Genomic DNA, 24,862 nt, shown 5'->3' with positions numbered 1-24,862 from the left:
GGAGCGTTCACCGAAACCGATGCTCTTGACAGTCAGTTTGTCGGGATGGCATAAGGAATGTGCTGATTATTCCCAATGCCCACCCTCGCGGTGGTCTCCAAAGGCCCTCGAAGTGTCCAGCTTCGTGGGCCTTTTGCTTTGCCTGGTTTACGTCACGACATTTCGCTCCTTTTGGGCAAATGTGGCCTCGAGGGCATGGGTGATTGCTTCCTGCCGGTTCCTGAAACGACCGCTCTCGATCGCTTGATCGATCGCAACCTTAAGGGGCCCGCGCACCCAAACGTTCAACTCGTGGTCTCCCCGCTCCCGGCGAGACTTACGAAAGCGCTGAACACGTTCGGTATGCTTTGCATCAGGCATGGCATTCACCCATTCCAGTCGTGCCATCACTAGTGATGCCCGATTCCATTTTGGCTGTGGAGTCGCGCGTCAAGAATCCATTCACAATAGATCGATTCAGCGGTGGGAAACTTCTTTACCGAGAATCATTTAGCCGAAAAAGGCGAGTCAATTCGCATGTAAAGGCCCGGTTCCGGGTGATTCCAAGTTACGCACTTGATTCGATATTGCGTAGTATTCAGGGCGAAGTCGGACTCGGGATCCGGCAGTATGATTCGGGCGCGCGGCTGGAAGGATGGTTAATGACTATTAGTCGAGCCGTTCCGACGCTTGGATATTTGCACTAGATTCTAGGCCGCCATTGGGAGGTCAGTCTTGGTCGGCCGCGGCAAACCTTTGTCCATGCGCCGGCGGATCTCCTGGCGATTGGAATGAGTGCCACACGGGAAGGCATAAGCGTGATTGCCGTTATGGCGCATCTTGCGGAAAGGGCCCTCCTGCAGTGCTCTTCGGATGTAATCGGCTTCCTTTTCTCCTGGCGCCATGGCGGGAGCTCCATGGGATCTGAGAAAGTCATAAGCGTAAGCCGCTCCCCGTTCGCCGTTCCGAAGCTTTGACAGAGCCCTCGGCGAAACGATGGACCCGTCCTGAGTAAGCCAATGAGTGCGAGGCGTCCCGCGGCCGAGATAGGCACTTGAGCCGTATGCCTGATAGATTCTGCCTACGTGTCCGACGTGGATCAGATCTCCCGCGGCATTCGTCCGAGGAACCGGATCGCTGTAGGACAGGCACAGATCGTAGTACGACCTTCGGTCAGGCCGCTGTTTGTCTTTTGCCAGCATCCCAAGGGCGCGCCTGAGGAGCCACGTTTCCCATTCCCCGCGACATGATCCTTCAGCACGAAGCGTCCGAGCTCGCAAAATTTGGCATCGGCTGGTGCCCCGTAGGCAGCGGCCGCCTTTGGCTGCATGGGAACCGAGAAGACGGCAACGCCAACGAGTTCTTCCTGGAATGCGGCAATCCGCTGGAACATCCCATAAGCCGCAACGGCTGCTGGGTAAGAGCCTGAGTAGTGATGCCTGATGACGAAGTCTCTAGCGATTGCATCCCCTACAGGAGCAACTGAGAACTGGCTGGGGTCGATCGGCTCCTGGGAGGGGCGATAGGACGCGCGGCGGCTATTCCACCGCATCGAGTGATCGAAGAGCGATAGCTGGGTCATTTCCGAAGATGGTTTGGGAGAGGGAGCTTTGAGAGGTGGTCAGGGCGGGTCATACCGCGACGGCCGAAGCCGAAAACAGAAAACCCTGCGTAGCGGGGGCTATGCTACGCAGGGTTCCCGGAGGACAGGATCAGTCAGGTCGATCCTTGAGGCCAGAGGTAGGGTCCGGCCCTTAACAAAAGCTTACGGATGAGGCGGATCCACAGGCAGGAGCTTGAAAGGTGTGATGGCACTATCGGGGATCGGCGCACTGTATCTCACCTGACCGGTGATCTTGAGCACGGACGCCCAAGGGATTTCGCCGGCATCCCATTCGGCCTGGGTGTGTCCCAGGGCTAAGTAGGTCGCCAAAAGTTCTGCAACAGCTTTCTGAGCCAGAAGCGTTTGGACAGCATGCCGGCCTTGCGGAACGCTTGTTGCGGCGTCAGCGTCAGCACCCAGGCTGCGGCCTCGGCGGCCAGAGCATCGATGGAAGCCGCCTGCCGGTTGGCCGCGATCAGCCGCTTGAGCTCGCGCCAGAGTTGATCCATCGGGCTCAGTTCGGGCGCCTGCCGGGGCAACCACACGAACCGGATGCGCAGCCGGTCGGCCAGGGCTTGGGTCTGCGGGGCAGTGTGGGCGCTCGCCCGATCGGTGAGCAGCCAGAGCCAGCCAGCCTTGCGGTAGCGGCGCCGCAGCGCACGCAGGAACGCCTGGGCATCGGCCTGACCGGCACGGGTGCGGATCAGCACCACCCGACGCGCGCTTTGCAAGTCGATCGCCCCGAACAGCACCCGCTTGGCATTGCGGCCGGTGATCGGCACGAGGGCCTGCGTGCCCTTGAGCGCCCAGGTCGCGCGCAGCGGCGGAAACAGCCGCAGCAGCGTCCAGTCGAGGCACAGCAGCCGATCGCTCCTGTGCCAGCCCGCCTTCAGGCGTCGGGTGATCCCCCCTTATATGGGCCGATCCGTCAAGCGCTGGCAGGCGGTGTGCCGGATCGAAGTCAGAGTTTGACCTGGCCGACAGGGTCGAACCAAAGGAAGCCGAGTTCAAAGCCTGCCATTCTGGCATGGCGGCTCTCAGCTTGGGCGAGGCGGGCGGTCAAGTCCCGCAGCCGCTTCGCGGTGCGCCGCAGGCGCAGGGCTTGAGGGCCGGCCGAAGCTCCAAGCCATCCTGGAGACTGCCCGAGGGCAACTCGCTCCGACACTGTCCGTCTACTCAAGGGCGGGATTCGACAGTTTGCGGTGACCTCCGAGGCTGAGCCCGATGGCGCTCATGCGAACCGTTCGTCCGCATCACCTTATATCCGGTTGGGCCCAAGCCCTGACCATAATCCCGCATGCGTCGGGAACGGGCTCCGGGGTGAGCGCGACCATTCTTTTTCGCGGCATTGTTCCAGCCAGGGGGGACAACGCGGTCGCACTCCCCTCAGACATCACGCGCTGACACTCCCGCGCCAGTGCGCAAGCGGGTTCAGGGCTTCACGGCCACATCGGCTGGCAGGGCGCCTGTTTCGACATAGCGCCACAACAGGATCAGCAGCTTACGGGCGAGCGCCACAATTGCAATGCGTCTGACCCGCCCGGTGGCCGACCCCACACGGCTGCGGAACCAGACCGCGAGTGCACTGTCAGGCTGGTTGCGCAACCACAGCCAGGCGAGTTCGATCAGCGCCTTGCGGGCGCGGGCGTTGCCCGCCTTGGTAATCCCTTGCTCGCGCGAGCGGCGGCCGCTCGCAAACGGGCTGGGGGTCAGTCCCGCATAGGCAGCCACGTGGCGCCGGCTGGCAAAGCATCGGTAGAACACCTCCTTGGCGAGGACAGTTGCAATCTCAGAGCCGATCCCCCTCAGATGCAGCAAGGTCCCAAGCTTGGACGAGGACGCGGCTCGTGCCGCCGCCGCGTCGGCATCGCGCCTCGTCTCGACCTCGGCCAGGTGCCGCAGGACCAGTTCGAGCCAGTCGAGCTGACGCGCGATCTCCGCCGACAGCCGCGGCGGCAGCGGCCGGCCATCCCCCGTGATCAGCTGCGCCAGGCGCGAGCGGCGATCCGGCCGCAGCGGCTCGTAGTCGTCGATCCCTTGCGTCGCGCACAGCCCCTTGATCCGGTTGACCAGGCGAATGCGCTCCTGCAGCAGCGTGGCCCGCTCGCGGCTCGGACGACGCGCATCCTCCTCGTCCGGGGACGGTGGGCGGACCATGGAGCAGACCTTCGGCTCGCCGCGGGACCAGGCCATCAGCGCCCGCAGCAGAGCCTGGGCATCCAGGCGGTCCGTCTTGGCCCGCCGGGCCCGGCGGTCGACCTGCAGCGAACTCGGGTCCATGACATGGCTGCTGACGCCGTGCGCCTCGAGAAGGCGGTGCAGCCAGAACCCGTCGCGGCCGGCCTCGTAGCAGCACGATACATGTGGGCTCACGCCGGTGCGTCGTTCCACGCGGGTCCGGATGCGGGCAAGCAGGTCGAGCACCGCCTGTCCATCACCGGCGGGAAGCCGATGCAGCTCGATCTTCGCGGCATCGGGGGCATGCAGCGCCACCAGCCAGGAGCGGCGGCTGAGTTCAAGGGCGAGATAGATCGTGTGGGTGCTGTCCGAGACTGAAGCGTCGGCTGAGGGAGAGGAGAACATGAGCGGCCTCCAGGGTGAGGTGAGGTGACCGCCTTACTTCACCAGTTCGGCGGTCGCTGGCCCATGAGATCTTTTTCTGCGGCAGGTGAGCCGCGCGCGCGACATAGACATAGCGCGGCCGCTTCCAACGATAGCCGGCTTCGTGCAGCCGCCGCCGCAGCGTCTGGCGGCTGACCGCGAGGCCCTTCGCGGCCAGGTCGTGGGCCAGCAGCGGCACCGTCCAGCTCGTAGCCTGGTAGCCGCAGCGGCGCGGGTCGCGCGCCAGGGCCGCCGCCAGCCGCTGCGGCGTGAGCCTCGGCTGACGGCGGGGACGTCCGCTGCGCGGCCGGTCGATCAGGGCCGTGGCCTCATGCTCGGCTCGGTACTGGACGAGCCAGCGGTGCACGCTGGAGCGGTTGACCCGGCAGCGGCGGGCCGCCTCGGCGACGGGATGGCCCTCGGCCACCAGCAGCAGCGCCTCGAGGCGGCGATACACCCGGGCCTCACGGGCACCAGAAAGCGCGGCAGTAAGCCGCTTGCGATCCGCCTCGTCGAGCCACGTTTCGGGAGAGTGATCATGGTGTTGCATGCTCTCCAGGGAACACCCGCAGTGCTTGCGTTGCAAGTCTTATGAAGACCTACTTAGGATGTCGTCGGCCATGATTTGCGCTTCCTGATCCATATCTGACAGCAGGCGCGCCGGGTCTATGACCGTCGTGTCGACCTCAAGGACAATCCAGTCGACCGGCCACTCCTCACCCCGATTGCAATCAGCGTAATTTTTGGCGATCCAAAACTCATCGGTCAGGAAAACGACCGGCACATCCTTACTCGAATGCATGCTTGGTCTCAGGCCGTGGTCTTTGATCTGGCCGTGGTCAGCGGGATTCCAAATGCCGTGATTATCGGTGGCTTTGGGATCGTATCGATAAAGAGGGGTTGCGTGGAAAAGCGTCTGAGGGAGAGCAGTTGTCATCAGAAAACCAGAACCCCGCGCAAGCGATGGGATAGCTGCACGGGGTTCGCTGGATTAAGGTCATCTGAGCAAGGACCTTAATGTGAGGATGGCATGGTATGGTTAATGGCTGCTTAAAGCAGATCTAAGCAGGTTTCAGCGGGGTGGCCATCGGATGCTGGATGTGATTCCATCTTCTTGTTTGGTTTGGAATGCGGATCATGGCAGGCAAATCCCCTGTTGTCGCAAGCGCCGCGCAGCGGCGTGAGCTCATGGCTCTGAGCCACTCGCGGGATCGGGGCGAGGCCGACCGGGCGCGGGCGCTCCTGCTGACCCTGGCCGGCTGGACGAGCCCGCGGATCGCCGAGGCCTTCGGCGTGCGCGAGGATACGGTGCGGCTCTGGCGCAGCGCTTTCATGACGGGTGGGGTCGACGCGCTGCGGCGCTCCGTTGCCCCGGGGCCGGCTCCAGTCAAGGCCGAGCAGGCGCTCGCGGTGGCCGAGGCGGTTTTGTCGGGACCAGTGGCGGATCGCCCCAACTGGACCTTGCCGCGGCTGGCCGACGAGATCGAGAAACGCTCCGGCGTGCGCATCTCGCGCTCACGGCTCTCCGTCGTGCTGCGCCAAAAGGGGCTTTCCGCTGGCGCCGGCCGCGCCACACCCTGAAGGGCCGCCAGGATGCCGACGCCGTGGATCGCGCTGGCCTGCGCCGCAAGCTCCTGAAGGCGCAGGCCGAGGCCGGCGACATCGTGCTCTTGTTCGGCGATGAGTCTGAGGCGCTCACCCATCCCTATTTGGCTCATGCCTGGGCCAAGAAGGGCGCGGATCTGCGCATTCCCGCGCCCGGACAAGCCGCCAAGGTGGCGATGCTCGGGGTGCTCGACTGGGCGCCGCGCGACCTGATCGTGCGTACCAGCCGGAGCAAGCGCAGTACCGACTTCATCGCGCTTCTGGACCAGATTGACAGGCAGTATGGCCCGATGCCCGGCCGTGCGCAGAAGCCGATCGTGCTCGTCCTCGACAACGGCCCGATCCACACCAGCAAGGCAACGCGCGCTGCCCTCGCTGAGCGGGCCTCCTGGCTCACGGTCGAATGGCTGCCAAAGTACGCCCCCGAACTCAACGACATCGAGGAGCTCTGGCGCGATCTCAAGCAGCATCATCTTGCTCACCAGACTTTCTCAGGGCCGGAAAGCCTCGATGCCGCCATTCACCAGGCCACCATGAAACTCAATCGCGAGCGAAATCGCCATCCGTTGCCCAACCACCGAATCGCTGCTTAGTAAGCAATCCTGCCTTGTCCTTGAGGAGGTCGATGGCGGCCGACATCTGAGTTGCGTTCCCTGGAGGCGCGAACCCATTGAGCCACGGGAGCGCGAGAGGTCGCGCCTGCTGAAGGCCCGTCAGGAACCGGCGTTGCTTGTCCGTCGGGCTGGCGCTTTCATAGTCGCCGTCGTGGCGGATGCCCACGAAGGCCACGTATTTGCGGGCGATGTCCTGAGTCTTGCAGAGGAAGGCCTGCTGCGCCCCTGTCCGTTCCTCGTGGGTGGCGACGAGCCAGCGTGGGAGATCCGGGGCGGCCTCCTCGTCAAAAAGCCCGAACTCGTTGAGGTCGCAGAACAGCGCCACGCGGCTGGAGTATCTCTTGGTCTCGGAATCGTAGCGCCGCATTCCGGTCGTCATGAGGCCGGCTGCAAAGGGCTTCGGTACGGGAAGGGTGTCCTCGTCTCCGACTTCCATCGTGGGGTCGAGCGGATCGTCGTACTGCTCGCTGTCCCCCTCGCCCATCCGCAGCCGGATCTGACGCTGGCGCTCCCCGATCTGCTCACGCAGGCTGGGATCTTTGTCGAACCACGCCTCGAACTGCTCCCGGATCGGGCTAGCGAGTCCGCGGACCTGGCGGCGGCAGCGCTCCGGATCGTTCCGACGCATGGCGTCGATGTCGCTGAAAATGCGCACGATCGAATTGCCGACATCAACGAAGACCTGGTGGGTCTTGGCCGATGCCTTGTGCGCCCGTTCCCCTCGCCCGCTGATCTGTTTCACCGGACCGATGGACCGTTCCTGGCAAGCCAAAATGTTGAGATCGGTCTGCGGAACGTCGGTACCGACGCCCAGAGCATTCACATTGACCAGAATGTCGAAGCCGCCCGCACGGGCCGCATCGAGGAGATCGTCACGCTTGATCTTCCGACCGGGCTCCTCGCCCTCTTTCAGTCCCTCCTCGGCGCCGTTGCGCCAGACGCGAATTTCGCCGGCCACGACGAAGGCCACGCGGGGCTTCTCCCCTTCCCTGCTGTGACCGGGAGGGAGGCTTTCTTGAGCAAGATACCCGGAGAACTCCTTGGCAAACTCAACGCTGTCGCAGTGGATCATTGCCAGGGTAGCGCTGGCGGCACGCTTCGCCCAGATCCTGGCGACAGCCGCCACGATCAGAGCGGCGATCGCCTTGTCGCCCTCGCTCGCCCCTTCCTTGAAGAAGCGGGAGAATGCCTGCTGGGAGGCTTGGTCCACTGACTTGTTTTCAGCAAGCAGCGCGAGGGAGGCGCTCTCAATGAGCCGGACGGCATCGGTGCCGAGATGAGCCTCGAATTCACCGGTGGCGATATCGAACCTGGTGGGAACCGTGCGGCCCGTTGCCAGGACCTCATCATAAGTGGCAACGTCGATCAAATCGTGCTCGATGCTGGCCCCGAACGCGTCCAGCGGGTCCTTGCCATCGGTCCGGAACGGTGTGGCGGTCAGAACAATGCCGGAGCCACCGGCGTGTGCGATGCGTGAAAGGACCCGAGCAAGTTCCTCGGCCGCAGCCTTGTGACCCTCGTCGATAAGGACTACCCCTCCTCTCTTACCGAACCGCTCGAGAGAGCGCAGGAAGTCTTCGTCATCGAGCTTGTTGACGAGGGACATGTTCGTGGCGGGGATCACATCCGCGTCAAGCGAATTCCGAACCATCGGCCCATCGCCGATGACTTCGTTCTTGGCGACGTAAAAGGCGGTCTGGGCGCCTCTGACAGCCGGAACGCTCTGAAACTGGGCGTAGTTCTGGCGCAGCAGGGAAACATCGGGGTGGAGAACAAGGATCGGCTTGCCTAGGTCGATCGCGTCCTCGGCGGCCCCGGCGGCCAGAAGACTCTTGCCGCTGCCAGTCGGTGCGAGCACCGCGCCTGAGCATCCCCGTCGAATAGCCTCGCGCACGGATGCGGCGATCCTGGCCTGATAGGGCTCAGCCTGCTTGTCCCCGATCCGCCGGCTGAGTTCCGAAACAGAGGCTTGAGGCAAGGTATCGGCAGAGTTGGAGATTGGCCGCATCGGTCAAGGATCTGAAATGCAATGGGAAACGAGTGAAGGGGCGGACCAATCATGCGTCATGATTCGCAAATCAGAACGCGGTCCACCGATTGCCCTGATTATACCCTGAAGGGTTGCGCGGGGCAGCGCTTATTGTCACGTTGGGTGCAGACAAATGCGTCTGATTGGATCGAAGGCCCGAATGCCAAGACGGAAGGTTCCACCCGTGTGCAATCTCTATAGCTCTTACGCAACACAGGCCGCGATGCGGCAGGCCTTCGATGTAACCCGCGACAGCGCAGGCAACCTCCCTCCCCTGTCAGCCATCTTTCCAGACCAGATGGCGCCGGTCATCAGAAAGCATGACGGCAAGCGCGAGCTGATCCAGATGCGCTGGGGCTTCCCCCCTCCCCCGAAGATTGGCAATCATCCGGTGACGAACGTGCGCAATGTCGGCTCACCGTTCTGGCGTGCCTGGCTCAAGCCGCAGTACCGAGCCCTTATTCCCCTGACATCGTTCTCAGAATATAAGGATACTCGCCCACGCAAAACGCCTGTTTGGTTTGCCCTGAATGAAGAGCGTCCCCTCGCCGCCTTTGCTGGCATTTGGCGACCATGGACCGGCGTCGGTGGAACAAAGGCTGATCCTGTTGAAGGTGAACACCTGCTCTATTCATTTCTGACATCGGAACCGAATGGCGTGGTGAGCCCGATCCATCCGAAAGCGATGCCGGTGATCCTGACCACGCCTGAGGAATATGACATTTGGCTCAATGCCCCAACTGAAGAAGCCCTAAAGCTCCAGCGACCTCTTCCCGATGACGCGTTGCAAATTGTTGCAGAGGGTGAAAGGTCCGATCAAGCCAAAGTGCCAGGGTGACCGATCGCAGCCACAACGGGATTGTACAATGCTAACCCAAACTTGATGGCGAGTGACGCTCACCAAGCGGCAGTAAATCTGACGAATAGCAATGGGGGGGTGCCGTCCGGGAGGTGGTAGACTTTTGAGGGTGGCGTAGTCTCCGGGTGCTGCAACCCACACAGCGGGATTCGGGCGTTGGAGCGCTCCGGTCCCGTGGGAGACCACGCCATGACGGACCTTATCAGCAAGACAGATGCTGCGCATCCTGCCGGCCAGCCGCAAGCCCGGCTTTTCGACGATTGGATCGACCCGATCGAGACCGGCGTGCGCGAGCGGGTGCGGGGCTGGATCGAAGCCCTCATTCAGGCGGAACTCGAGGCGGCTCTGGGCCGGCCGCGCTATGGCCGCAAGGAGCGTCCCGCACCACCCGCCTCCACTCACGGCTATCGCCATGGCAGCCGCTGCCGCAGCCTGACCGGCACCTTTGGCCAGACAGAGATTTCGGTGCCGCGAGCGCGCTTGCGTACCGAGGATGGCCGCACCACTGAGTGGAGAAGCGCAACCCTTCGGGCTTATCAGCGGCGCACCAAGGCCGCCGATGCGCTGATTGCCTCAGCGTATCTGGCCGGCACCAACACCCGGCGGGTCCGCCGGGCCTTAGCCGCCCTGTTCGGCGGAGCCATCGGCAAGGACACGGTCAGCCGGGTCTGGCGCAAGGTGCAGACCGACTGGCAAGCCTGGAACCAGCGCTCGCTCGCCGACGAGCCGATCGTGCGGCTGATCCTCGACGGCACGGTGGTGCGGGTCCGGCTCGACAGGAAGGCGACCTCGATTTCGCTGCTGGTGGTGATCGGGGTGCGCGAGGATGGCCAGAAGGTGCTGCTGGCGGTCAAGAACATGGGCGGGGAGACCACGGCCGCCTGGCGTGCGGTGCTCGACGACCTCGTGGCACGCCAGCTGCGCCGGCCGGCCTTTGTCATTGTGGATGGCGCGCCGGGCCTGGAGCAGGCGCTCGCGGCGGTGTGGGAGGGGGTCCCGCTGCAGCGCTGCACGGTGCATAAGCACCGCAATCTGCTCGCCCATGCGCCCAAGCGGCTGCATGAGGAGATCACGGCCGATTACACGGATATGATCTATGCCGCCACGGCCGAGGAGATGAAGGAGCGGCGCAAAGCCTTTGTTCGCAAATGGCAGCTGCGGCATCCGGCGGTGGCCGACAGCCTGGAGGAGGCCGGCGAGGCACTGTTTGCGTTCACAAAGCTGCCGCCCTCGCAGTGGAAGTCGGCCCGAACCACCAATGCGATCGAGCGGCTGCATGAGGAGTTCAAGCGGCGGATCAAGACCCAGACGGTGCTGCCTTCAGCGGCGACCGCGGCCATGCTGTTCTGGGCGCTGCTGGCGTCCGGCCAGATCACGATGCGCAAGGTCGATGGCTGGAAGACGCTTCCCAAAATCTCATCGAGCCAGGAGATGATTGACGTTGCTGCTTAACCCCATATCCTAAGCATGCTGGAGACTGCGCCACTCCAATTTCTACAGCCCTCGCGCCGCTGCCTCCTCGATGCCCGCCGCGCACTCACTGCCTCCTGCCGCTCCTGATAACCGCAGCAGAAGCGGCACAGCTATGACGGAATTTAGGTGATGGGGCCGATCAGGCGGCGCTGTTTGTCGGCAGCGGGATGACCTCGCTGCCGTCCTGGAATCTGACACCGGCGATCACCTTCGGCAACTGGTTTTCGCCCATCAGCCGGCGCCAGGTTTTCGCAGCCGCCATGATGAGTTTGAACACCATCAGGCGAGCAGTCGTTGGAGACAGCGCGCCCTTGGTGCGCACGGTGCGGTGCCGCACGGTCGCAAACACGCTCTCAATCGGGTTCGTCGTGCGCAGATGGATCCAGTGCTCAGCCGGCCAGTCGAAGAAGGCTAGCAGCGCCCGCTGGTCCTTGCGCAGGCACTCCACCGCCTTCGGATAGCGTGCGCCATAGGCGTCCTCGAACAGATCGAGGGCGACCTCGGCCTGAGCGCGGGTCGGGGCGAGATAGATCTCCCGCAGGGCCCCCTTCATGCCGGGCTGCACGGACTTGGGCACCTTGTTGAGCACGTTCGCGGTCTTGTGCAGCCAGCAGCGTTGATGATGCGTGCCGGGAAAGAGCTCGTCGAGCGCCTTCCAGAAGCCGAGCGCGCCATCCCCGACGGCTATCCGGGGCGGGATGGCCAGGCCCCGCCGCTTGATCTCGACCAGAAGCTCACGCCAGCTCTGGGCGCTCTCGCGCACGCCGGCCTGGAAGCCGATCAGCTCCTTCCTGCCCTCCGGTGTCGCGCCGATCAGCACCAGGATGCATTCGGCCTGATCCTGCATCCGGGCCTGGAGGTAGACGCCGTCGGCCCAGACGTAGACGTAGCGGCGCGCCGACAGGTCGCGCGTCTGCCAGCGCTCGTACTCGCCCTGCCATTCGCCGGTCAGCCGGGCGATCACCGAGGGCGAGAGGTTGGGCGCATCCTGGCCGAGCAGGGCGGAGAGCGCCTCCTGGAAGTCGCCGGTCGAGAGCCCGCGCAGGTACAGGATCGGCAGCAGCGCATCCAAGCTTTTGGTGCGCCGCGCCCATTTCGGCAGGATCGCCGAGGTAAAGCGGATGCGGTCGGCATCATCCGTGGCGCCGCGGTCGCGGATCTTGACCCGGCGGACCGCCACCGGGCCGATGCCGGTCTGGAGCGTGCGCTCAGGCCCATGGCCGTGCCGGACCAGGCGCTCGCGGCCGTCCGGCAGCTTGAGATCGCGCATGCTGGCCAGATAAGCCTCGGCCTCGCTCTCGATGGCTTGGGCCAGCAGCTTGCGCGCGCCGGCTCGGAGAAGATCGGTCAGGGGATCGTCGATCGTGTCGGGCTGACGAAGGCGGACAATGCTGGTAGTCTCGTTCATGACGTATCGCTCTCCTGGAGAGGTTCAGGCAGGCTCGACACCCGCCTCGATACGTCGCCTTTCTCAATCCGTCATCACCCATGTATGGATGCCCCCGTTCGCGCAAGGGATTTCTGAACAGCTTCGGCATGTGATCGGGTGCGGTCATGTATCAGGCCTTCTGTTGCGGCCATGATCATGCCGCTGGCCGGTATGGAGATACGCGGAGCAGGTGCAGATCAAATTCCCGAGCGCGAAGCTCTTTGGGTGATAATGCTTTTCCTGCTCCCGATCTGACCGATCGTTTTGCCCTTACTGTTCCTCGACCTCCTCACACGCCTGACGCACCGGCAGGATCGATGCCGGATCTCCCGATCACGACGCCGTTGCTGCCGGAACTCTGAAGTCCTCGCCTTTCGTCAGCATGGCCCAGGCGGACCGCGCCATCTTGTTCGCCAGCGCAATGGCCACGAGCATCCTCGGCTTGCGCGCCAGCATGCGGGCAAGCCAGGAGCCTTCCGGCGCGCTCTTGCGCCCTGCGCTCTTGACGACAGCCATCGCGCCGATGATGAGCAGACGTCGGATATCACGCTGGCCCATCTTCGAGGTGCGCCCGAGCACCTGCTTGCCGCCGGTGGAGTGCTGGACCGGGACAAGCCCGAGCCAGGCGGCGAAGTCGCGTCCGCGTCTGAAGCTCTCCATCGGCGGTGCGAAGGTTTCGATCGCCATTGCGGTGATCGGCCCGATCCCGGGCATGGTCTGCAGGCGTGACGTCGTCACCCCACGCGCGGCCTCGCGTTTCAACACCCTCTCGAGATCCGCGATCTTGCCGTCGAGGGCTGCGATCTGGTCGAGATAGAGGCGACCGAGTTCGACGACCAGTGGCTGAAGGGTCGTGTTGACGTCCTCGATCACATCGCTGAGCAGCTTCACTTTGGCTGTTCCCTGTGGCGCGACGACGCCGTGCTCGGCGAGATGCCCCCGCAGCGCATTGATCAGCTGCGTGCGTTGGCGCACGAGAAGATCCCGCGTGCGGAAGACCATCGCTCGCGCCTGCTGTTCCTCGGTTTTGACTGTGACGAACCGCATGGTCGGGCGTGCCGCCGCCTCGGCGATGGCCTCTGCGTCCGCCGCGTCGTTCTTCTGGCGCTTAACGAAAGGTTTTACATAGACCGGCGGGATGAGCCGCACTTCATGCCCGAGAACCTGAAGTTCGCGGCCCCAGTCATGCGCTGTGGCGCAGGCCTCCATCGCAACAATGCAACGTGGCTGCTTGGAGAAGAACGTCAGAACCTGCTGGCGGGTCAGTTTCCGGCGAAAGGCCACGCTCCCATCGGCGCGGGCGCCGTGCGCCTGAAAGACACGCTTTGCAAGGTCGAGACCAATGATGTTAACGTCTGTCACGGATGCCCTCTCCATTTGTGAATGATCCTCAGATCACCACCTTGGCACATTGTGATGCCGTCAGGAGGGGGCATCCACTCCATCAGGTTCCACCATAGCTGTGCTTCCTGTCTCTCGGCCAGTGTCCCCGATGCCAGGCTGTTCCAGGGCAGTCGGGAGTTTGAACCGCGCCGAGTTTTCCGGAGGCTGATTGGCTTGGATTCTATGCGGCCATCGGCGTGAGCTCAAGCTGGGCATAGTAGGTGGCTTCCGCCTCGGCGGGCGGAATGCTGCCGATGGACTCGAGCAGGCGCCGATTATTGTACCAGTCGACCCATTCGAGGGTGACGAATTCGACGGCCTCAAAGGAGCGCCACGGACCACGCCGATGGATCACCTCAGTCTTGAAGAGGCCGATGACGGTTTCCGCCAGAGCATTGATGCTCCTATAGAGGTCAAGAGGTCGAAGGGACCGTCGTACGCGTCGCCAACACTGCCGACCGATGGCTCAATCCCCGCCTCGGCGAGGCGCTCGGTGTACTTCAGTGACACGTATTGACCCCCTCTATCGCTGTGGTGAATGAGGTTGGCTTGCCAGGGCTGCCGGTCATGGAGAGCTTGCTCGAGAGCATCGAGCATCGAGCATCGAGCATCGAGCTCGGCCCGAGCCGAGCGTGACGCACGCCAGCCCACGATCCGGTGGGCGAAGGCATCGATCACGAAGGCCACATAGACAAAGCCCGACCCGGTCGCGACAAAGGTGAAGTCGCTCACCCATAAGGCGTTCGGCCGCGGCGCCGTGAACTGCCGGTTGACCCGGTCGCGCGGGCAAGGGGCAGCGGCGTCGCTGACGGTGGTCCTACGGCAGATCGGCTGACCCCGTAGACCTCACGATGCTCGTCGATGAAGGCCTTCATGGCTTGAAGCGGCGGTCGAGCTCCGCCTGGGCAAAATACGCGCTGGCCTTGCGCAGGATCTCGTTGGCCTGGCGCAGTTCGCGCACCTCCCGCTCAAGGGCCTTGATCTTCTTCTGCTCCGCGCTCATCGGCCCCGGGCGAAGGCCCTGGTCGCGTTCGGCCTGGCGCACCCAGTGGCGCAGCGTCTCACGCGAGCAGCCGATCTTGGCCGCGATCGACAGGATCGCCTCATACTGCGAGGCGTACTCGTCGCGGTGCTCGAAAACCATCCGGACCGCCCGCTCGCGGACCTCTGGTGAATACGGGGGTGTTCGCTTCGTCATGGCTCCATCCTGTCAGGTGTTGGAGCCTCCGGGAATCCCGGCGCGGTTCAGTTCGCCGCTTATCTCGGCCTTGTGCCCCGGCAGCATTCAACCGGCGGCAAGCCGCGGCTGGGCTCGATCTCCAAGATGGGCAACCGGCACCTGCGCAAGCTGCTGGTCGTCGGTGCGCACGCAGCGCTCTACAGCATGAAGTTCGGCAAGACCAGGACGACCATGGCGGACTGGGCCCGGATCCTCTTGGCCAAGAAGCCGTTCAAGGTAGTCGCAGTCGCACTGGCCAATAAGATGGCCCGGATTGCCTGGGCGGTGATGGTCAGAAGCACGGCTTACGAGCCTGGGAGCCATGGAGCTGTCGCGTCGGCGGCATAGACAACCAGTTCAGACTATTCGCCCCTGAGGGCATCCAGTTGGCACGGTGATGATGAGATGATGTGAAGCCAGAGCGGATATGGACCGCCGGAACTGGAGAACCCGTGGTGTTGTCTTGCGTCAGCCAAGCGCGATAACGTGAGAGGGACCAGCTTCAGCGTAAAACATCAGGGCCTGCGGTCATGCAGCACCGCGTGCAAAGGCCGGAGACATGACTGCACCCGCCCCGCGAGGCCCAAACGTCATCAACAATCACATTGCCAAACGGGCGCCATCCAGACATGACGATGCCGTCAGAACTAAGGCCGGATCCGACAGTGGACCCCCCTTTGGAATCCTACCTGTGCTTCCTTTCTCGAAGGACCTCATTCTGTGTGAACCGGAGGGCCACGCCAGAGAATAACCAGGGTCACATTTTAGGCATGATGAGCTAATGCACAGCCATACTCACGTATGATTTTCTTCTTCGTGACCGAGTCGTATTTATCTTGGCGAGGTCTATGATCCTAAGTTTCTTGTTTCTCGCACGCAGGAGGACACGCAGAAGGACGAGCCGCGTGCAAAAATCCTCGATTATCACAATCATTGACGATGATGAATCCGTCCGAGCCGCGATCAAGGGGCTTCTAAGGGCGATTGGATACACGGTATACACATTTTCATCCGCCGAAGATTACCTGGGCTCGCCTCGTGTGAACGACACGTCGTGTCTTATCACGGATGTTCAGATGCCGAGCATGAACGGATTAGAGCTGAAACGCCACTTGGTAGGCGAAGGTCAGCGCACGCCCATAATTTTCATAACGGCTTTCCCCGAGGAGCCAATCCGGGCGCGTGCACTGGATATGGGAGCGATCTGCTTCCTGAGCAAACCTTTCGATCCACAAGTCTTGATTGACTGTCTTGATCGAGCTCTGAAAGAAACCTGACAGTGCTACTGAGGGCCAGTTCCAAACATAGGCTGGACAGGGATGGATAAGCTCAGCCGTACGGCGAGCCACTATCCACCTAAGGTCGATTGTTTCCTCCGCCGGAATCGCCAGCTACCCGGTTCGTTTTTGCTGACAATACAGCCGAGCTTAATTATGCCAGGGTACCTCGGTCACAGGCATTCCCTTGCGTGAAATCAAGCTGTTCTGTTCTCCACTTTCACCGCGCAAGGTGCTAATTTAATTGCGATCGTCTGGTAGTTGGAGAGATGCCTCATGTCGCACCGTTCAGCTCCAGTGCCTGCGAACGCCGAAGAGCCGGTCATCTTTATCGTGGATGACGACGAATCCCTGCGCGATGCACTCGGAAGCCTGTTTCGCTCTGTCGGGCTCAAAGTCGAGATGTTCAGTTCCGCCGCCAAACTACTGCGCAGCACCTTTCCGGACGTGGAAAGTTGTCTGGTGCTTGATGTCAGGTTGCCAGGACTGAGCGGCCTCGACCTTCAGGCGGAGCTGGCCAAAGCAAATATTCACATTCCCATCATCTTCATAACGGGCCATGGTGACATTCCAATGTCGGTGCAAGCCATGAAGGCTGGAGCCGTCGATTTCCTGCCCAAGCCGTTTCGCGATCAGGACATGCTGGATGCGGTCGCCATGGCGCTCGAGCGCAATCGTCAGCAGCGACGGGCCGCGAACCAGCTGTCGGACCTGCGGGCCTGTTTCGAGACCCTGACTCAGCGCGAGCGCGAGGTGATGAGCCTGGTCGCCGCCGGCCTGATGAACAAGCAAATTGCGGGGGAACTGGGGATCAGCGAAATCACTGTCAAGATCCACCGTGGCCAAGTCATGCGGAAAATGGGCGCACGTTCGCTGGCCGATCTGGTGAAAATGGCCGAGGTGCTCAGAGGTCACTCGTCCTCACAGTAGGCCCACGGGCACGGAGACAGTGCGAGGGGGCCCGCGCTGAGATGACAAATTCCCGCTCAATGAACAGCGGGGAGCCATGGCAGGCCGTATTCGAGAACAACCCGACCATACTTCATCACCGATGTGCCCGGCACCATCCTATCCATCAATCCCTTTGGCGCTGTGCAGCTCGGCTACACTGTCGGCAAGCTGACTGGGCGGTCTGTGCTGAGTCTCTTCCATGAGGCCGATCGGGAGACCTCACGCGAGACACAGATGGAGCTGGCGCATGTCACCGGCGTCACGACGGTAGGGCAACAGGCGGCCTTGATCGTCCCTGAGATCGATCTGCCGTCCGAAGCGACGGCTGAGTTTAGCGGAGGTGAAGAGAACGACTGAGCCTCTGGCGACACGCACGAGGCCATCGCGCCTGTAAAACCTAAGTATTATATCATTGGAGTATATTCGCTTCATACTCTTGGCACTTACAGCGGCTTCGTAATCAGAGAGCTTTCCATTCCCCACATCGGGAAGGTTGGCCACTTGTCCAAAGTTCCGATCATTTCGGTCATCGACGATGACGAGTCCGTTCGGACCGCGATGAACAGCCTTCTGAGCTCAATTGGAATGATCGTTCATCTGTTTGAATCCGCTGAAGACTTCTTGCAGTCCGCGTACGTGAGCGATACGGCGTGTCTGATCACGGATGTTCAAATGGCGGGCATGAGCGGAATCGAGCTGCACCGATTCTTGATCGCCCAAGATCAGGGCATACCAACAATTTTTATCACGGCTTCCCCCGAGGAGAGCATTCGGCCGCGACTGCTGAAAACTGGAGTGGTTTGTCTCCTGAGCAAGCCGTTCGACGAGCAAGCGTTACTCCAATGCCTCGATACCGCTCTGAAGAGAAATAGGGATGAGGATGTCACGCAATAGTTTCCCAGTCGCTGGTCCTCAGGTCAGCGAGCCAGTACGAAGGGTCAAGCGGCTTGCAGTTCACTTTACGCCTGTTGCCATTTAGACGGTCGCTCGAGACGCCGGGGTATAGAGCTCGAAGCCAGGCAGCCGCACCCGGTCTTTTGGTCTGCGAGACAGTCTCCAGGATGGCGCCAATTGAGCAAACCTGTAGCGTACAATCCTGCGACGGTAACCTAACGTCAGTCAACATGACAGCCGAAATCACCTAGGGCTTGGCAGCCAACTATTTGCCAATTCAGGTTATCAAGTTCGCGGCGAGAGCGTGTAATTCCATGCGGGACAGACGGCATGCGGCCTCAGGTGGAGGCGACGCATGACCTCGTCGGAGACCCGCTCCCCGGTCTCATTGCCACCACGCTTGAGGCGAGCATTCACCCGCAGCCCGGCTGCCGTGACGGTTCCGGCAATGTAGCGGACCATCGTCGCAAAGGTCCGCAGCGGCACGCCAGCCCAGTTCAAGCTGATGAAGCTGAAGAGCCGGTGCTCAATTGGGTTCCACTTCGAGCAGCCGGTGGGATAGTGACACACCGTGACCTCGAGCCAGCTATGACGGAATTTAGGTGATGGGGCCGATCAGGCGGCGCTGTTTGTCGGCAGCGGGATGACCTCGCTGCCGTCCTGGAATCTGACACCGGCGATCACCTTCGGCAACTGGTTTTCACCCATCAGCCGGCGCCAGGTTTTCGCAGCCGCCATGATGAGTTTGAACACCATCAGGCGAGCAGTCGTTGGAGACAGCGCGCCCTTGGTGCGCACGGTGCGGTGCCGCACGGTCGCAAACACGCTCTCAATCGGGTTCGTCGTGCGCAGATGGATCCAGTGCTCAGCCGGCCAGTCGAAGAAGGCTAGCAGCGCCCGCTGGTCCTTGCGCAGGCACTCCACCGCCTTCGGATAGCGTGCGCCATAGGCGTCCTCGAACAGATCGAGGGCGACCTCGGCCTGAGCGCGGGTCGGGGCGAGATAGATCTCCCGCAGGGCCCCCTTCATGCCGGGCTGCACGGACTTGGGCACCTTGTTGAGCACGTTCGCGGTCTTGTGCAGCCAGCAGCGTTGATGATGCGTGCCGGGAAAGAGCTCGTCGAGCGCCTTCCAGAAGCCCAGCGCTCCGTCTCCCACAGCAATGTGAGGCGCAATCGACAGACCCCGCCGCTTGATCTCGACCAGCAGCTCGCGCCAGCTCTGGGCACTCTCGCGCACGCCGGCCTGGAAGCCGATCAGCTCCTTCCTGCCCTCCGGTGTCGCGCCGATCAGCACCAGGATGCATTCGGCCTGATCCTGCATCCGGGCCTGGAGGTAGACGCCGTCGGCCCAGACGTAGACGTAGCGGCGCGCCGACAGGTCGCGCGTCTGCCAGCGCTCGTACTCGCCCTGCCATTCGCCGGTCAGCCGGGCGATCACCGAGGGCGAGAGGTTGGGCGCATCCTGGCCGAGCAGGGCGGAGAGCGCCTCCTGGAAGTCGCCGGTCGAGAGCCCGCGCAGGTACAGGATCGGCAGCAGCGCATCCAAGCTTTTGGTGCGCCGCGCCCATTTCGGCAGGATCGCCGAGGTAAAGCGGATGCGGTCGGCATCATCCGTGGCGCCGCGGTCGCGGATCTTGACCCGGCGGACCGCCACCGGGCCGATGCAGGTCTGGAGCATGCGCTCGGGGCCATGCCCGTGCCGGACCAGGCGCTCGCGGCCGTCCGGCAGCTTGAGATCGCGCATGCTGGCCAGATAAGCCTCGGCCTCGCTCTCGATGGCTTGGGCCAGCAGCTTGCGCGCGCCGGCTCGGAGAAGATCGGTCAGGGGATCGTCGATCGTGTCGGGCTGACGAAGGCGGACAATGCTGGTAGTCTCGTTCATGACGTATCGCTCTCCTGGAGAGGTTCAGGCAGGCTCGACACCCGCCTCGATACGTCGCCTTTCTCAATCCGTCATCACCCATGTATGGATGCCCCCGTTCGCGCAAGGGATTTCTGAACAGCTTCGGCATGTGATCGGGTGCGGTCATGTATCAGGCCTTCTGTTGCGGCCATGATCATGCCGCTGGCCGGTATGGAGATACGCGGAGCAGGTGCAGATCAAATTCCCGAGCGCGAAGCTCTTTGGGTGATAATGCTTTTCCTGCTCCCGATCTGACCGATCGTTTTGCCCTTACTGTTCCTCGACCTCCTCACACGCCTGACGCACCGGCAGGATCGATGCCGGATCTCCCGATCACGACGCCGTTGCTGCCGGAACTCTGAAGTCCTCGCCTTTCGTCAGCATGGCCCAGGCGGACCGCGCCATCTTGTTCGCCAGCGCAATGGCCACGAGCATCCTCGGCTTGCGCGCCAGCATGCGGGCAAGCCAGGAGCCTTCCGGCGCGCTCTTGCGCCCTGCGCTCTTGACGACAGCCATCGCGCCGATGATGAGCAGACGTCGGATATCACGCTGGCCCATCTTCGAGGTGCGCCCGAGCACCTGCTTGCCGCCGGTGGAGTGCTGGACCGGGACAAGCCCGAGCCAGGCGGCGAAGTCGCGTCCGCGTCTGAAGCTCTCCATCGGCGGTGCGAAGGTTTCGATCGCCATTGCGGTGATCGGCCCGATCCCGGGCATGGTCTGCAGGCGTGACGTCGTCACCCCACGCGCGGCCTCGCGTTTCAACACCCTCTCGAGATCCGCGATCTTGCCGTCGAGGGCTGCGATCTGGTCGAGATAGAGGCGACCGAGTTCGACGACCAGTGGCTGAAGGGTCGTGTTGACGTCCTCGATCACATCGCTGAGCAGCTTCACTTTGGCTGTTCCCTGTGGCGCGACGACGCCGTGCTCGGCGAGATGCCCCCGCAGCGCATTGATCAGCTGCGTGCGTTGGCGCACGAGAAGATCCCGCGTGCGGAAGACCATCGCTCGCGCCTGCTGTTCCTCGGTTTTGACTGTGACGAACCGCATGGTCGGGCGTGCCGCCGCCTCGGCGATGGCCTCTGCGTCCGCCGCGTCGTTCTTCTGGCGCTTAACGAAAGGTTTTACATAGACCGGCGGGATGAGCCGCACTTCATGCCCGAGAACCTGAAGTTCGCGGCCCCAGTCATGCGCTGTGGCGCAGGCCTCCATCGCAACAATGCAACGTGGCTGCTTGGAGAAGAACGTCAGAACCTGCTGGCGGGTCAGTTTCCGGCGAAAGGCCACGCTCCCATCGGCGCGGGCGCCGTGCGCCTGAAAGACACGCTTTGCAAGGTCGAGACCAATGATGTTAACGTCTGTCACGGATGCCCTCTCCATTTGTGAATGATCCTCAGATCACCACCTTGGCACATTGTGATGCCGTCAGGAGGGGGCATCCACTCCATCACATTCCGAAATAACTCAGGGTGAGGCCGAGCGGATGTGGGCCAACAGCACCAGATCCTCCCGCTGGCGCGGGCTGGCTGGACGCGATCTCCAGGCAAAGTAGCCACTCTGGCTGACACCGAGGACCTGGCACAGACGGGTGACGGGGAAGCTCTCTTTCGCCACATCGATGAACTGGAACTTCATCGACTTCCCTCCTTGGCGAAAATCTATGGACCGGCCGTGCGTTGCAAGAGGGCTGCTTCAGATTGGATGAGAGACGGTTTGCATCAATCTATCCGGCCTCTGGGTGGAGCACCTGCTCCGGGCCATCATGGAAATCCGCGCGCACTGGGTCTTTTTAGCGGTGAGACCTCAACGGGCCATTTTTTCGCTCAGGCTTCCAGTGCGCCCGGCGACCGTTCATCCATCCTGTCACATCCTTCCCGCAAACCTCGGTGGGAACTCGATAGCCGAAACGCCTGCGGCTAAAACGACCTTACGGCACTTGGGTGGCAATCCCCGCGTCATAGCCTCGTTCGCGGTACAACACGCTCCAGGCGATGCGCGCCAGTTTGTTGGCCAACGCGGCAGCCAGAACGTTTCGGTGCAGCCGAGGGGCCGCTGTCATCAGCCAATGGCCGAAGCGATATCTCGGCCAGTTGTGTGGGTGCTGCAGAATAGCCTGGGCGCCGCCCACAAACAGGGTGCGCAAGTAGCGGTTCCCACGCTTGGAGAGGCCGCCCAGGATGGTGCGATTGCCGGTTGAGATCTGCTTGGGCACCAGCCCCAGCCAAGCAGCGAAGTCGCGGCCTTTGGCGAAAGCCGCTCCGGTGCCGACCGCCGCCACCATGGCGCTGGCGGTGATCACCCCGACGCCCGGGATATCCATCAACCGCCGGCAGCCCGCGTCCTCTCGCGCCAGGGCCGTGATGTCCCGGGTGAGCGTCTCGATGCGTTCGTCCAGGTGCCGCCAATCCTCTGACAGATCCTCGATCAGATGGATCATCCGCGGCGAGAGCACGTCCGTGCGCTGAGACAACAGCGTGGGAAGCGCCTCGCGCAAGCCCGCGAGCCCCTGACGCACCGGAAGGCCGCATTCGAGCAGGAAGGCGCGGATCTGGTTGATCACCGCCGTGCGCTGGCCGATCCGGCGGCGGCGCACCCGATGAAGCGCTTGCAGATCAAGTTGTTCGGCCGACTTCAGCGGCACCGGCCGCATGGTCGGGCGCTGGACCGCCTCCGCAATGGCCTCGGCATCGCGGTAGTCATTCTTGTGGCCCTTAAGGAAAGGCTTCACGTACTGGGCTGGCAGCAGGCGCACGTCATGTCCGAGGGCAGCGAGCTGGCGCCCAACATGATGAGCCCCGGCGCAGGCCTCCATTCCGATCAGACAGACCGAGACATTGGCCAGGCAGGATTGCAGCTGCCCGCGCGCGATCTTGCGGCGCAGCAGGATCTTGCCGCGGGCATCCATGCCAATGAGGTGGAAAGTATTCTTGCCCAGGTCGATGCCGATCGTGGCGATGGTCTCCGTCATGGTCTGCTGTGTCATGGCATGGTTCCTTGCCTGCGGAACAATCCCGCCCTCCCATGCTCCCTCCGGGAGCACGGCCGGTCCATGCCATTAGCGGTTGCCCGTTTGAGGATCTCCCGCTCCTGACGCAGGATCTCGTTCTCGCGCCGCAGCCGCTTCAGCTCGGTCGCCATGTCCTCCTGCCGCTCCTCGGGCGGAGCGTCGATCTCGTGCTCACGGCGACGGTCGATCCAGCTGCGCAGGGTCGACAGGCCGACGCCGAGATCCTCAGCAATCGCCCGTCGGCTGCGGCCGCTGGTCAGAGCGAGCCGCACCGCCTCATCCCGAAACTCTCTCGTAAAGCGTGTGTGGGGCATGGAGCACCTCCTGGATGATAAGAAGTGCTCTCCACTTTCCCGATACTGCTGGCGAACGGTCGCGAATTTTCAATCCGCCTGTGGCGGGAGAAACAGGGCGCTCTATGATCGGCTGCGGAGGGGAGCGGCCGATGCCCATGTGGTGGTCCCAACCCCGATGGCGAACATGGTCCACGGGCTGCTGCGCACTTGAGAGTGGTGACGCCCAGGCGATCCCGGTTAGGAATGTGATGATCTCGCGCAGCCCCGCCCTCCGTTGATGTCACAAAGGAGGAGCCTGCCATGCCGCGCAAATCGCCGTCCCACCTGCAGCGGGATCTTGCCCCGATCCATCCCCATGCGGCCGCCGTCGACATCGGCGCCCGGATCCATGTGGCAGCCGTCTCGTCCCGCTGCGATCCCGAGCCGGTGCGCACCTTCGGCACCTTCACGGGTGACCTGCAGCGCCTCGCCGACTGGTTTGGGCAGTGCAGGGTCACCACGGTGGCCCTGGAATCGACTGGGGTCTACTGGATCCCGCTCTACGAGATCCTCACCCAACGCGGCTTCGCGGTGGTGGTCGTCAATGCCCGCGAGGTCAAGCAGGTGCCGGGCCGCAAGACGGACGTGTGCGACGCCCAGTGGTTGCAGCGCCTGCATGAGTACGGGCTCCTGCGGGCCAGCTTCCAGCCGCAAGGCGAGATCGCCACCCTGCGCTCTTATCTGCGCCAGCGTGAGCGCCTCCTGGAAGCTGCCGCTGCCCACATCCAGCACATGCAGAAGGCGCTGACCCAGATGAACCTGCAGCTCCATCACGTGGTGGCCGACATCACCGGCCAGACGGGGCTGCGCATCATTCGGGCCCTGGTGGCAGGCGAGCGTGATCCCGACCGCCTGGCCGCCTTGCGCGACGGGCGCTGCAAGACCCCGCTCGCGACCCTGCGCGCCGCGCTGGTCGGCAACGACCGGGAGGAGCACATCTTCGCCCTGGCCCAGGCGCTCGAACTGTATGAGGTCTACCAGACCAAGGTGGCCGCCTGCGACGAGCGCATCGCGGCCGTGCTGGAGCGCCTGAAGGCGGCCAGCCCGCCCCCGGCGGTGCCGCTGCCGCCGCCCCGCCGCGCGCAGCCGCAGGCCCATGAGCCGGCCGTGCCGGTGCGCGCGGCCCTGCATGCGATCCTCGGGGTCGACCTGACCCAGATCGATGGGATCGGACCCTACCTGGCGCTCAAGCTCGTCAGCGAGTGCGGCCCGGATCTCGCGGCCTGGCCGAGCGCCCAGCACTTCACCTCCTGGCTGGGTCTCGCGCCGCACAACAAGATCTCTGGGGGCAAGGTGCTGTCGAGCCGCACGCGCCGCTCCGGCAGTCGGGTCGCGGCACTGTTGCGGCTGGCCGCGGGCGCGATCGGGCGCACCCAGACAGCGCTGGGCGCCTTCTACCGGCGGCTGGCCGCGCGGGTCGGCAAGGTCAAGGCGATCACGGCGACAGCGCGCAAGATCGCGGTGCTGATCTACAACACGCTCCGTCACGGCATGGCCTACGCCGATCCGGGGGCGGCGTACTACGAGGAACGCTATCGGCAGCGGGTGCTGAGCAATCTTCGCCGCCGCGCCAAGTCGCTCGGCTACGTCCTGGAAAAGGCAGAGCTCGCCTCAACCGAACTCGTTGTTTCTTAGGAATGGGCTGGAGCCCTTGATGTAGGGATTAGCGTTCTGGCTTTAGGGGCAGCACTATCATTCCGGA

21 protein-coding genes, 5 pseudogenes and 1 other annotated feature are annotated in these 24,862 nt (G+C 63.1%); of the genes and pseudogenes, 10 read left to right on the top strand and 16 right to left on the bottom strand.

The features are described 5' to 3' along the window. Positions 1-1,078 precede the first annotated feature (1,078 nt). The 6 genes from U0023_RS35935 to U0023_RS26980 all read right to left on the bottom strand — a co-directional run bounded on the left by U0023_RS35935 (position 1,079) and on the right by U0023_RS26980 (position 5,120). Positions 1,079-1,531, bottom strand: coding sequence for a Mom family adenine methylcarbamoylation protein (locus U0023_RS35935; protein ID WP_456085530.1), 453 nt, complete (start codon positions 1,529-1,531; stop codon positions 1,079-1,081). Between the two features lie 365 nt (positions 1,532-1,896). Next, entirely contained in the window at positions 1,897-2,403 is a 507-nt protein-coding gene (locus tag U0023_RS27000; protein WP_245272851.1) for a transposase, read from the bottom strand. A gap of 140 nt (positions 2,404-2,543) precedes the next feature. Further along, positions 2,544-2,747: a hypothetical protein gene (locus U0023_RS26995; RefSeq protein WP_154660886.1), complete on the bottom strand. Its 204-nt coding sequence runs from the start codon at positions 2,745-2,747 to the stop codon at positions 2,544-2,546. A gap of 266 nt (positions 2,748-3,013) precedes the next feature. Further along, positions 3,014-4,165, bottom strand: a complete 1,152-nt coding sequence (locus U0023_RS26990; RefSeq protein WP_009489212.1) for an IS110 family RNA-guided transposase — start codon at positions 4,163-4,165, stop codon at positions 3,014-3,016. After that, positions 4,098-4,733, bottom strand: a complete 636-nt coding sequence (locus tag U0023_RS26985; protein WP_245272843.1) for a helix-turn-helix domain-containing protein — start codon at positions 4,731-4,733, stop codon at positions 4,098-4,100. The genes U0023_RS26990 and U0023_RS26985 overlap by 68 nt, the downstream gene beginning before the upstream one ends. A gap of 39 nt (positions 4,734-4,772) precedes the next feature. After that, positions 4,773-5,120, bottom strand: coding sequence for a hypothetical protein (locus tag U0023_RS26980; protein ID WP_322883797.1), 348 nt, complete (start codon positions 5,118-5,120; stop codon positions 4,773-4,775). Between the two features lie 191 nt (positions 5,121-5,311). Here U0023_RS26980 and U0023_RS35470 point away from each other — a divergent pair. Continuing rightward, positions 5,312-5,656 (top strand): annotated as a pseudogene (locus tag U0023_RS35470) (helix-turn-helix domain-containing protein); the annotation flags it as partial. After that, entirely contained in the window at positions 5,638-6,381 is a 744-nt protein-coding gene (locus U0023_RS26970) for an IS630 family transposase (RefSeq protein WP_323673924.1), read from the top strand. The pseudogene U0023_RS35470 and the gene U0023_RS26970, both read left to right, overlap by 19 nt. Here U0023_RS26970 and U0023_RS26965 read toward each other — a convergent pair. Then, positions 6,329-8,410 carry a DEAD/DEAH box helicase gene (locus tag U0023_RS26965; protein WP_009491824.1) on the bottom strand — a complete coding sequence of 694 codons (2,082 nt, stop codon included), beginning with the start codon at positions 8,408-8,410 and terminating at the stop codon, positions 6,329-6,331. The genes U0023_RS26970 and U0023_RS26965 overlap by 53 nt on opposite strands. Before the next feature lie 205 nt (positions 8,411-8,615). On the opposite strand from U0023_RS26965, the gene U0023_RS26960 reads away from it, so the two are divergent. Next, positions 8,616-9,269 (top strand): SOS response-associated peptidase, encoded by a 654-nt coding sequence (locus U0023_RS26960; protein WP_040638528.1) that lies wholly within the window; start codon positions 8,616-8,618, stop codon positions 9,267-9,269. A gap of 210 nt (positions 9,270-9,479) precedes the next feature. After that, a complete protein-coding gene (locus tag U0023_RS26955) occupies positions 9,480-10,742 on the top strand; it encodes an IS256 family transposase (RefSeq protein ID WP_009488662.1) in 1,263 nt (420 codons plus the stop codon). 160 nt (positions 10,743-10,902) lie between these two features. On the opposite strand, the gene U0023_RS26950 is transcribed toward U0023_RS26955, so the two are convergent. From U0023_RS26950 to U0023_RS26940, 3 genes and pseudogenes are all read right to left on the bottom strand, one after another. Then, positions 10,903-12,171, bottom strand: a complete 1,269-nt coding sequence (locus U0023_RS26950; RefSeq protein WP_322883796.1) for an IS256 family transposase — start codon at positions 12,169-12,171, stop codon at positions 10,903-10,905. 354 nt (positions 12,172-12,525) lie between these two features. Continuing rightward, positions 12,526-13,554 (bottom strand): IS110 family RNA-guided transposase, encoded by a 1,029-nt coding sequence (locus tag U0023_RS26945; RefSeq protein WP_040637926.1) that lies wholly within the window; start codon positions 13,552-13,554, stop codon positions 12,526-12,528. Between the two features lie 202 nt (positions 13,555-13,756). Then, positions 13,757-14,773: pseudogene (locus U0023_RS26940) on the bottom strand (IS3 family transposase). Continuing rightward, positions 14,365-14,492 (bottom strand) — a sequence feature (AL1L pseudoknot). Its footprint overlaps the pseudogene before it by 128 nt. 39 nt (positions 14,774-14,812) lie before the next feature. On the opposite strand from U0023_RS26940, the pseudogene U0023_RS26935 reads away from it, so the two are divergent. The 5 genes and pseudogenes from U0023_RS26935 to U0023_RS26915 form a co-directional block, all read left to right on the top strand. After that, positions 14,813-15,142: pseudogene (locus U0023_RS26935) on the top strand (transposase); the annotation flags it as partial. A gap of 557 nt (positions 15,143-15,699) precedes the next feature. Continuing rightward, entirely contained in the window at positions 15,700-16,071 is a 372-nt protein-coding gene (locus tag U0023_RS26930) for a response regulator transcription factor (protein WP_245272937.1), read from the top strand. Positions 16,072-16,347: 276 nt separating this feature from the next. After that, entirely contained in the window at positions 16,348-17,001 is a 654-nt protein-coding gene (locus tag U0023_RS26925; RefSeq protein ID WP_009491820.1) for a response regulator transcription factor, read from the top strand. A 123-nt stretch (positions 17,002-17,124) separates the two neighbouring features. Further along, positions 17,125-17,379 (top strand): PAS domain-containing protein, encoded by a 255-nt coding sequence (locus U0023_RS26920; RefSeq protein ID WP_009491819.1) that lies wholly within the window; start codon positions 17,125-17,127, stop codon positions 17,377-17,379. A gap of 144 nt (positions 17,380-17,523) precedes the next feature. Further along, positions 17,524-17,916, top strand: a complete 393-nt coding sequence (locus U0023_RS26915; RefSeq protein WP_040638527.1) for a response regulator transcription factor — start codon at positions 17,524-17,526, stop codon at positions 17,914-17,916. A 285-nt stretch (positions 17,917-18,201) separates the two neighbouring features. On the opposite strand, the gene U0023_RS26910 is transcribed toward U0023_RS26915, so the two are convergent. The 6 genes and pseudogenes from U0023_RS26910 to U0023_RS26885 form a co-directional block, all read right to left on the bottom strand. Next, a complete protein-coding gene (locus U0023_RS26910) occupies positions 18,202-18,486 on the bottom strand; it encodes an ISAzo13-like element transposase-related protein (protein ID WP_009491817.1) in 285 nt (94 codons plus the stop codon). A 45-nt stretch (positions 18,487-18,531) separates the two neighbouring features. Further along, a complete protein-coding gene (locus U0023_RS26905) occupies positions 18,532-19,800 on the bottom strand; it encodes an IS256 family transposase (RefSeq protein WP_322883795.1) in 1,269 nt (422 codons plus the stop codon). A 354-nt stretch (positions 19,801-20,154) separates the two neighbouring features. Then, a complete protein-coding gene (locus U0023_RS26900; protein WP_040637926.1) occupies positions 20,155-21,183 on the bottom strand; it encodes an IS110 family RNA-guided transposase in 1,029 nt (342 codons plus the stop codon). 108 nt (positions 21,184-21,291) lie between these two features. Then, positions 21,292-21,474: pseudogene (locus U0023_RS26895) on the bottom strand (IS3 family transposase); the annotation flags it as partial. 271 nt (positions 21,475-21,745) lie between these two features. Beyond that, positions 21,746-22,801, bottom strand: coding sequence for an IS110 family RNA-guided transposase (locus U0023_RS26890; protein ID WP_009491874.1), 1,056 nt, complete (start codon positions 22,799-22,801; stop codon positions 21,746-21,748). Positions 22,802-22,875: 74 nt separating this feature from the next. Further along, positions 22,876-23,139 (bottom strand): annotated as a pseudogene (locus U0023_RS26885) (transposase); the annotation flags it as partial. Positions 23,140-23,421: 282 nt separating this feature from the next. Between U0023_RS26885 and U0023_RS26880 the strand changes: the two are divergent. Further along, the gene (locus U0023_RS26880; protein ID WP_322883794.1) at positions 23,422-24,795 is read left to right on the top strand and encodes an IS110 family RNA-guided transposase; all 1,374 of its coding nucleotides are present in this window, start codon (positions 23,422-23,424) and stop codon (positions 24,793-24,795) included. Positions 24,796-24,862: the final 67 nt, after the last annotated feature.

The sequence above is a fragment of the Microvirga lotononidis genome (assembly GCF_034627025.1).
Classification (GTDB): domain Bacteria; phylum Pseudomonadota; class Alphaproteobacteria; order Rhizobiales; family Beijerinckiaceae; genus Microvirga; species Microvirga lotononidis.
The sequence above is the reverse complement of the archived record's forward strand: the minus strand, read 5'-3'. Positions and strand labels throughout refer to the sequence as shown.

Coding starts and splice junctions, on each gene's coding strand:
- U0023_RS35935 (WP_456085530.1), bottom strand. CDS start 1,531: ATGCGGTGGAATAGCCGCCGCGCGTCCTATCGCCCCTCCCAGGAGCCG.
- U0023_RS26990 (WP_009489212.1), bottom strand. CDS start 4,165: ATGTTCTCCTCTCCCTCAGCCGACGCTTCAGTCTCGGACAGCACCCAC.
- U0023_RS26985 (WP_245272843.1), bottom strand. CDS start 4,733: ATGCAACACCATGATCACTCTCCCGAAACGTGGCTCGACGAGGCGGAT.
- U0023_RS26980 (WP_322883797.1), bottom strand. CDS start 5,120: ATGACAACTGCTCTCCCTCAGACGCTTTTCCACGCAACCCCTCTTTAT.
- U0023_RS26965 (WP_009491824.1), bottom strand. CDS start 8,410: ATGCGGCCAATCTCCAACTCTGCCGATACCTTGCCTCAAGCCTCTGTT.
- U0023_RS26955 (WP_009488662.1), top strand. CDS start 9,480: ATGACGGACCTTATCAGCAAGACAGATGCTGCGCATCCTGCCGGCCAG.
- U0023_RS26950 (WP_322883796.1), bottom strand. CDS start 12,171: ATGAACGAGACTACCAGCATTGTCCGCCTTCGTCAGCCCGACACGATC.
- U0023_RS26925 (WP_009491820.1), top strand. CDS start 16,348: ATGTCGCACCGTTCAGCTCCAGTGCCTGCGAACGCCGAAGAGCCGGTC.
- U0023_RS26905 (WP_322883795.1), bottom strand. CDS start 19,800: ATGAACGAGACTACCAGCATTGTCCGCCTTCGTCAGCCCGACACGATC.
- U0023_RS26890 (WP_009491874.1), bottom strand. CDS start 22,801: ATGACACAGCAGACCATGACGGAGACCATCGCCACGATCGGCATCGAC.
- U0023_RS26880 (WP_322883794.1), top strand. CDS start 23,422: ATGCCGCGCAAATCGCCGTCCCACCTGCAGCGGGATCTTGCCCCGATC.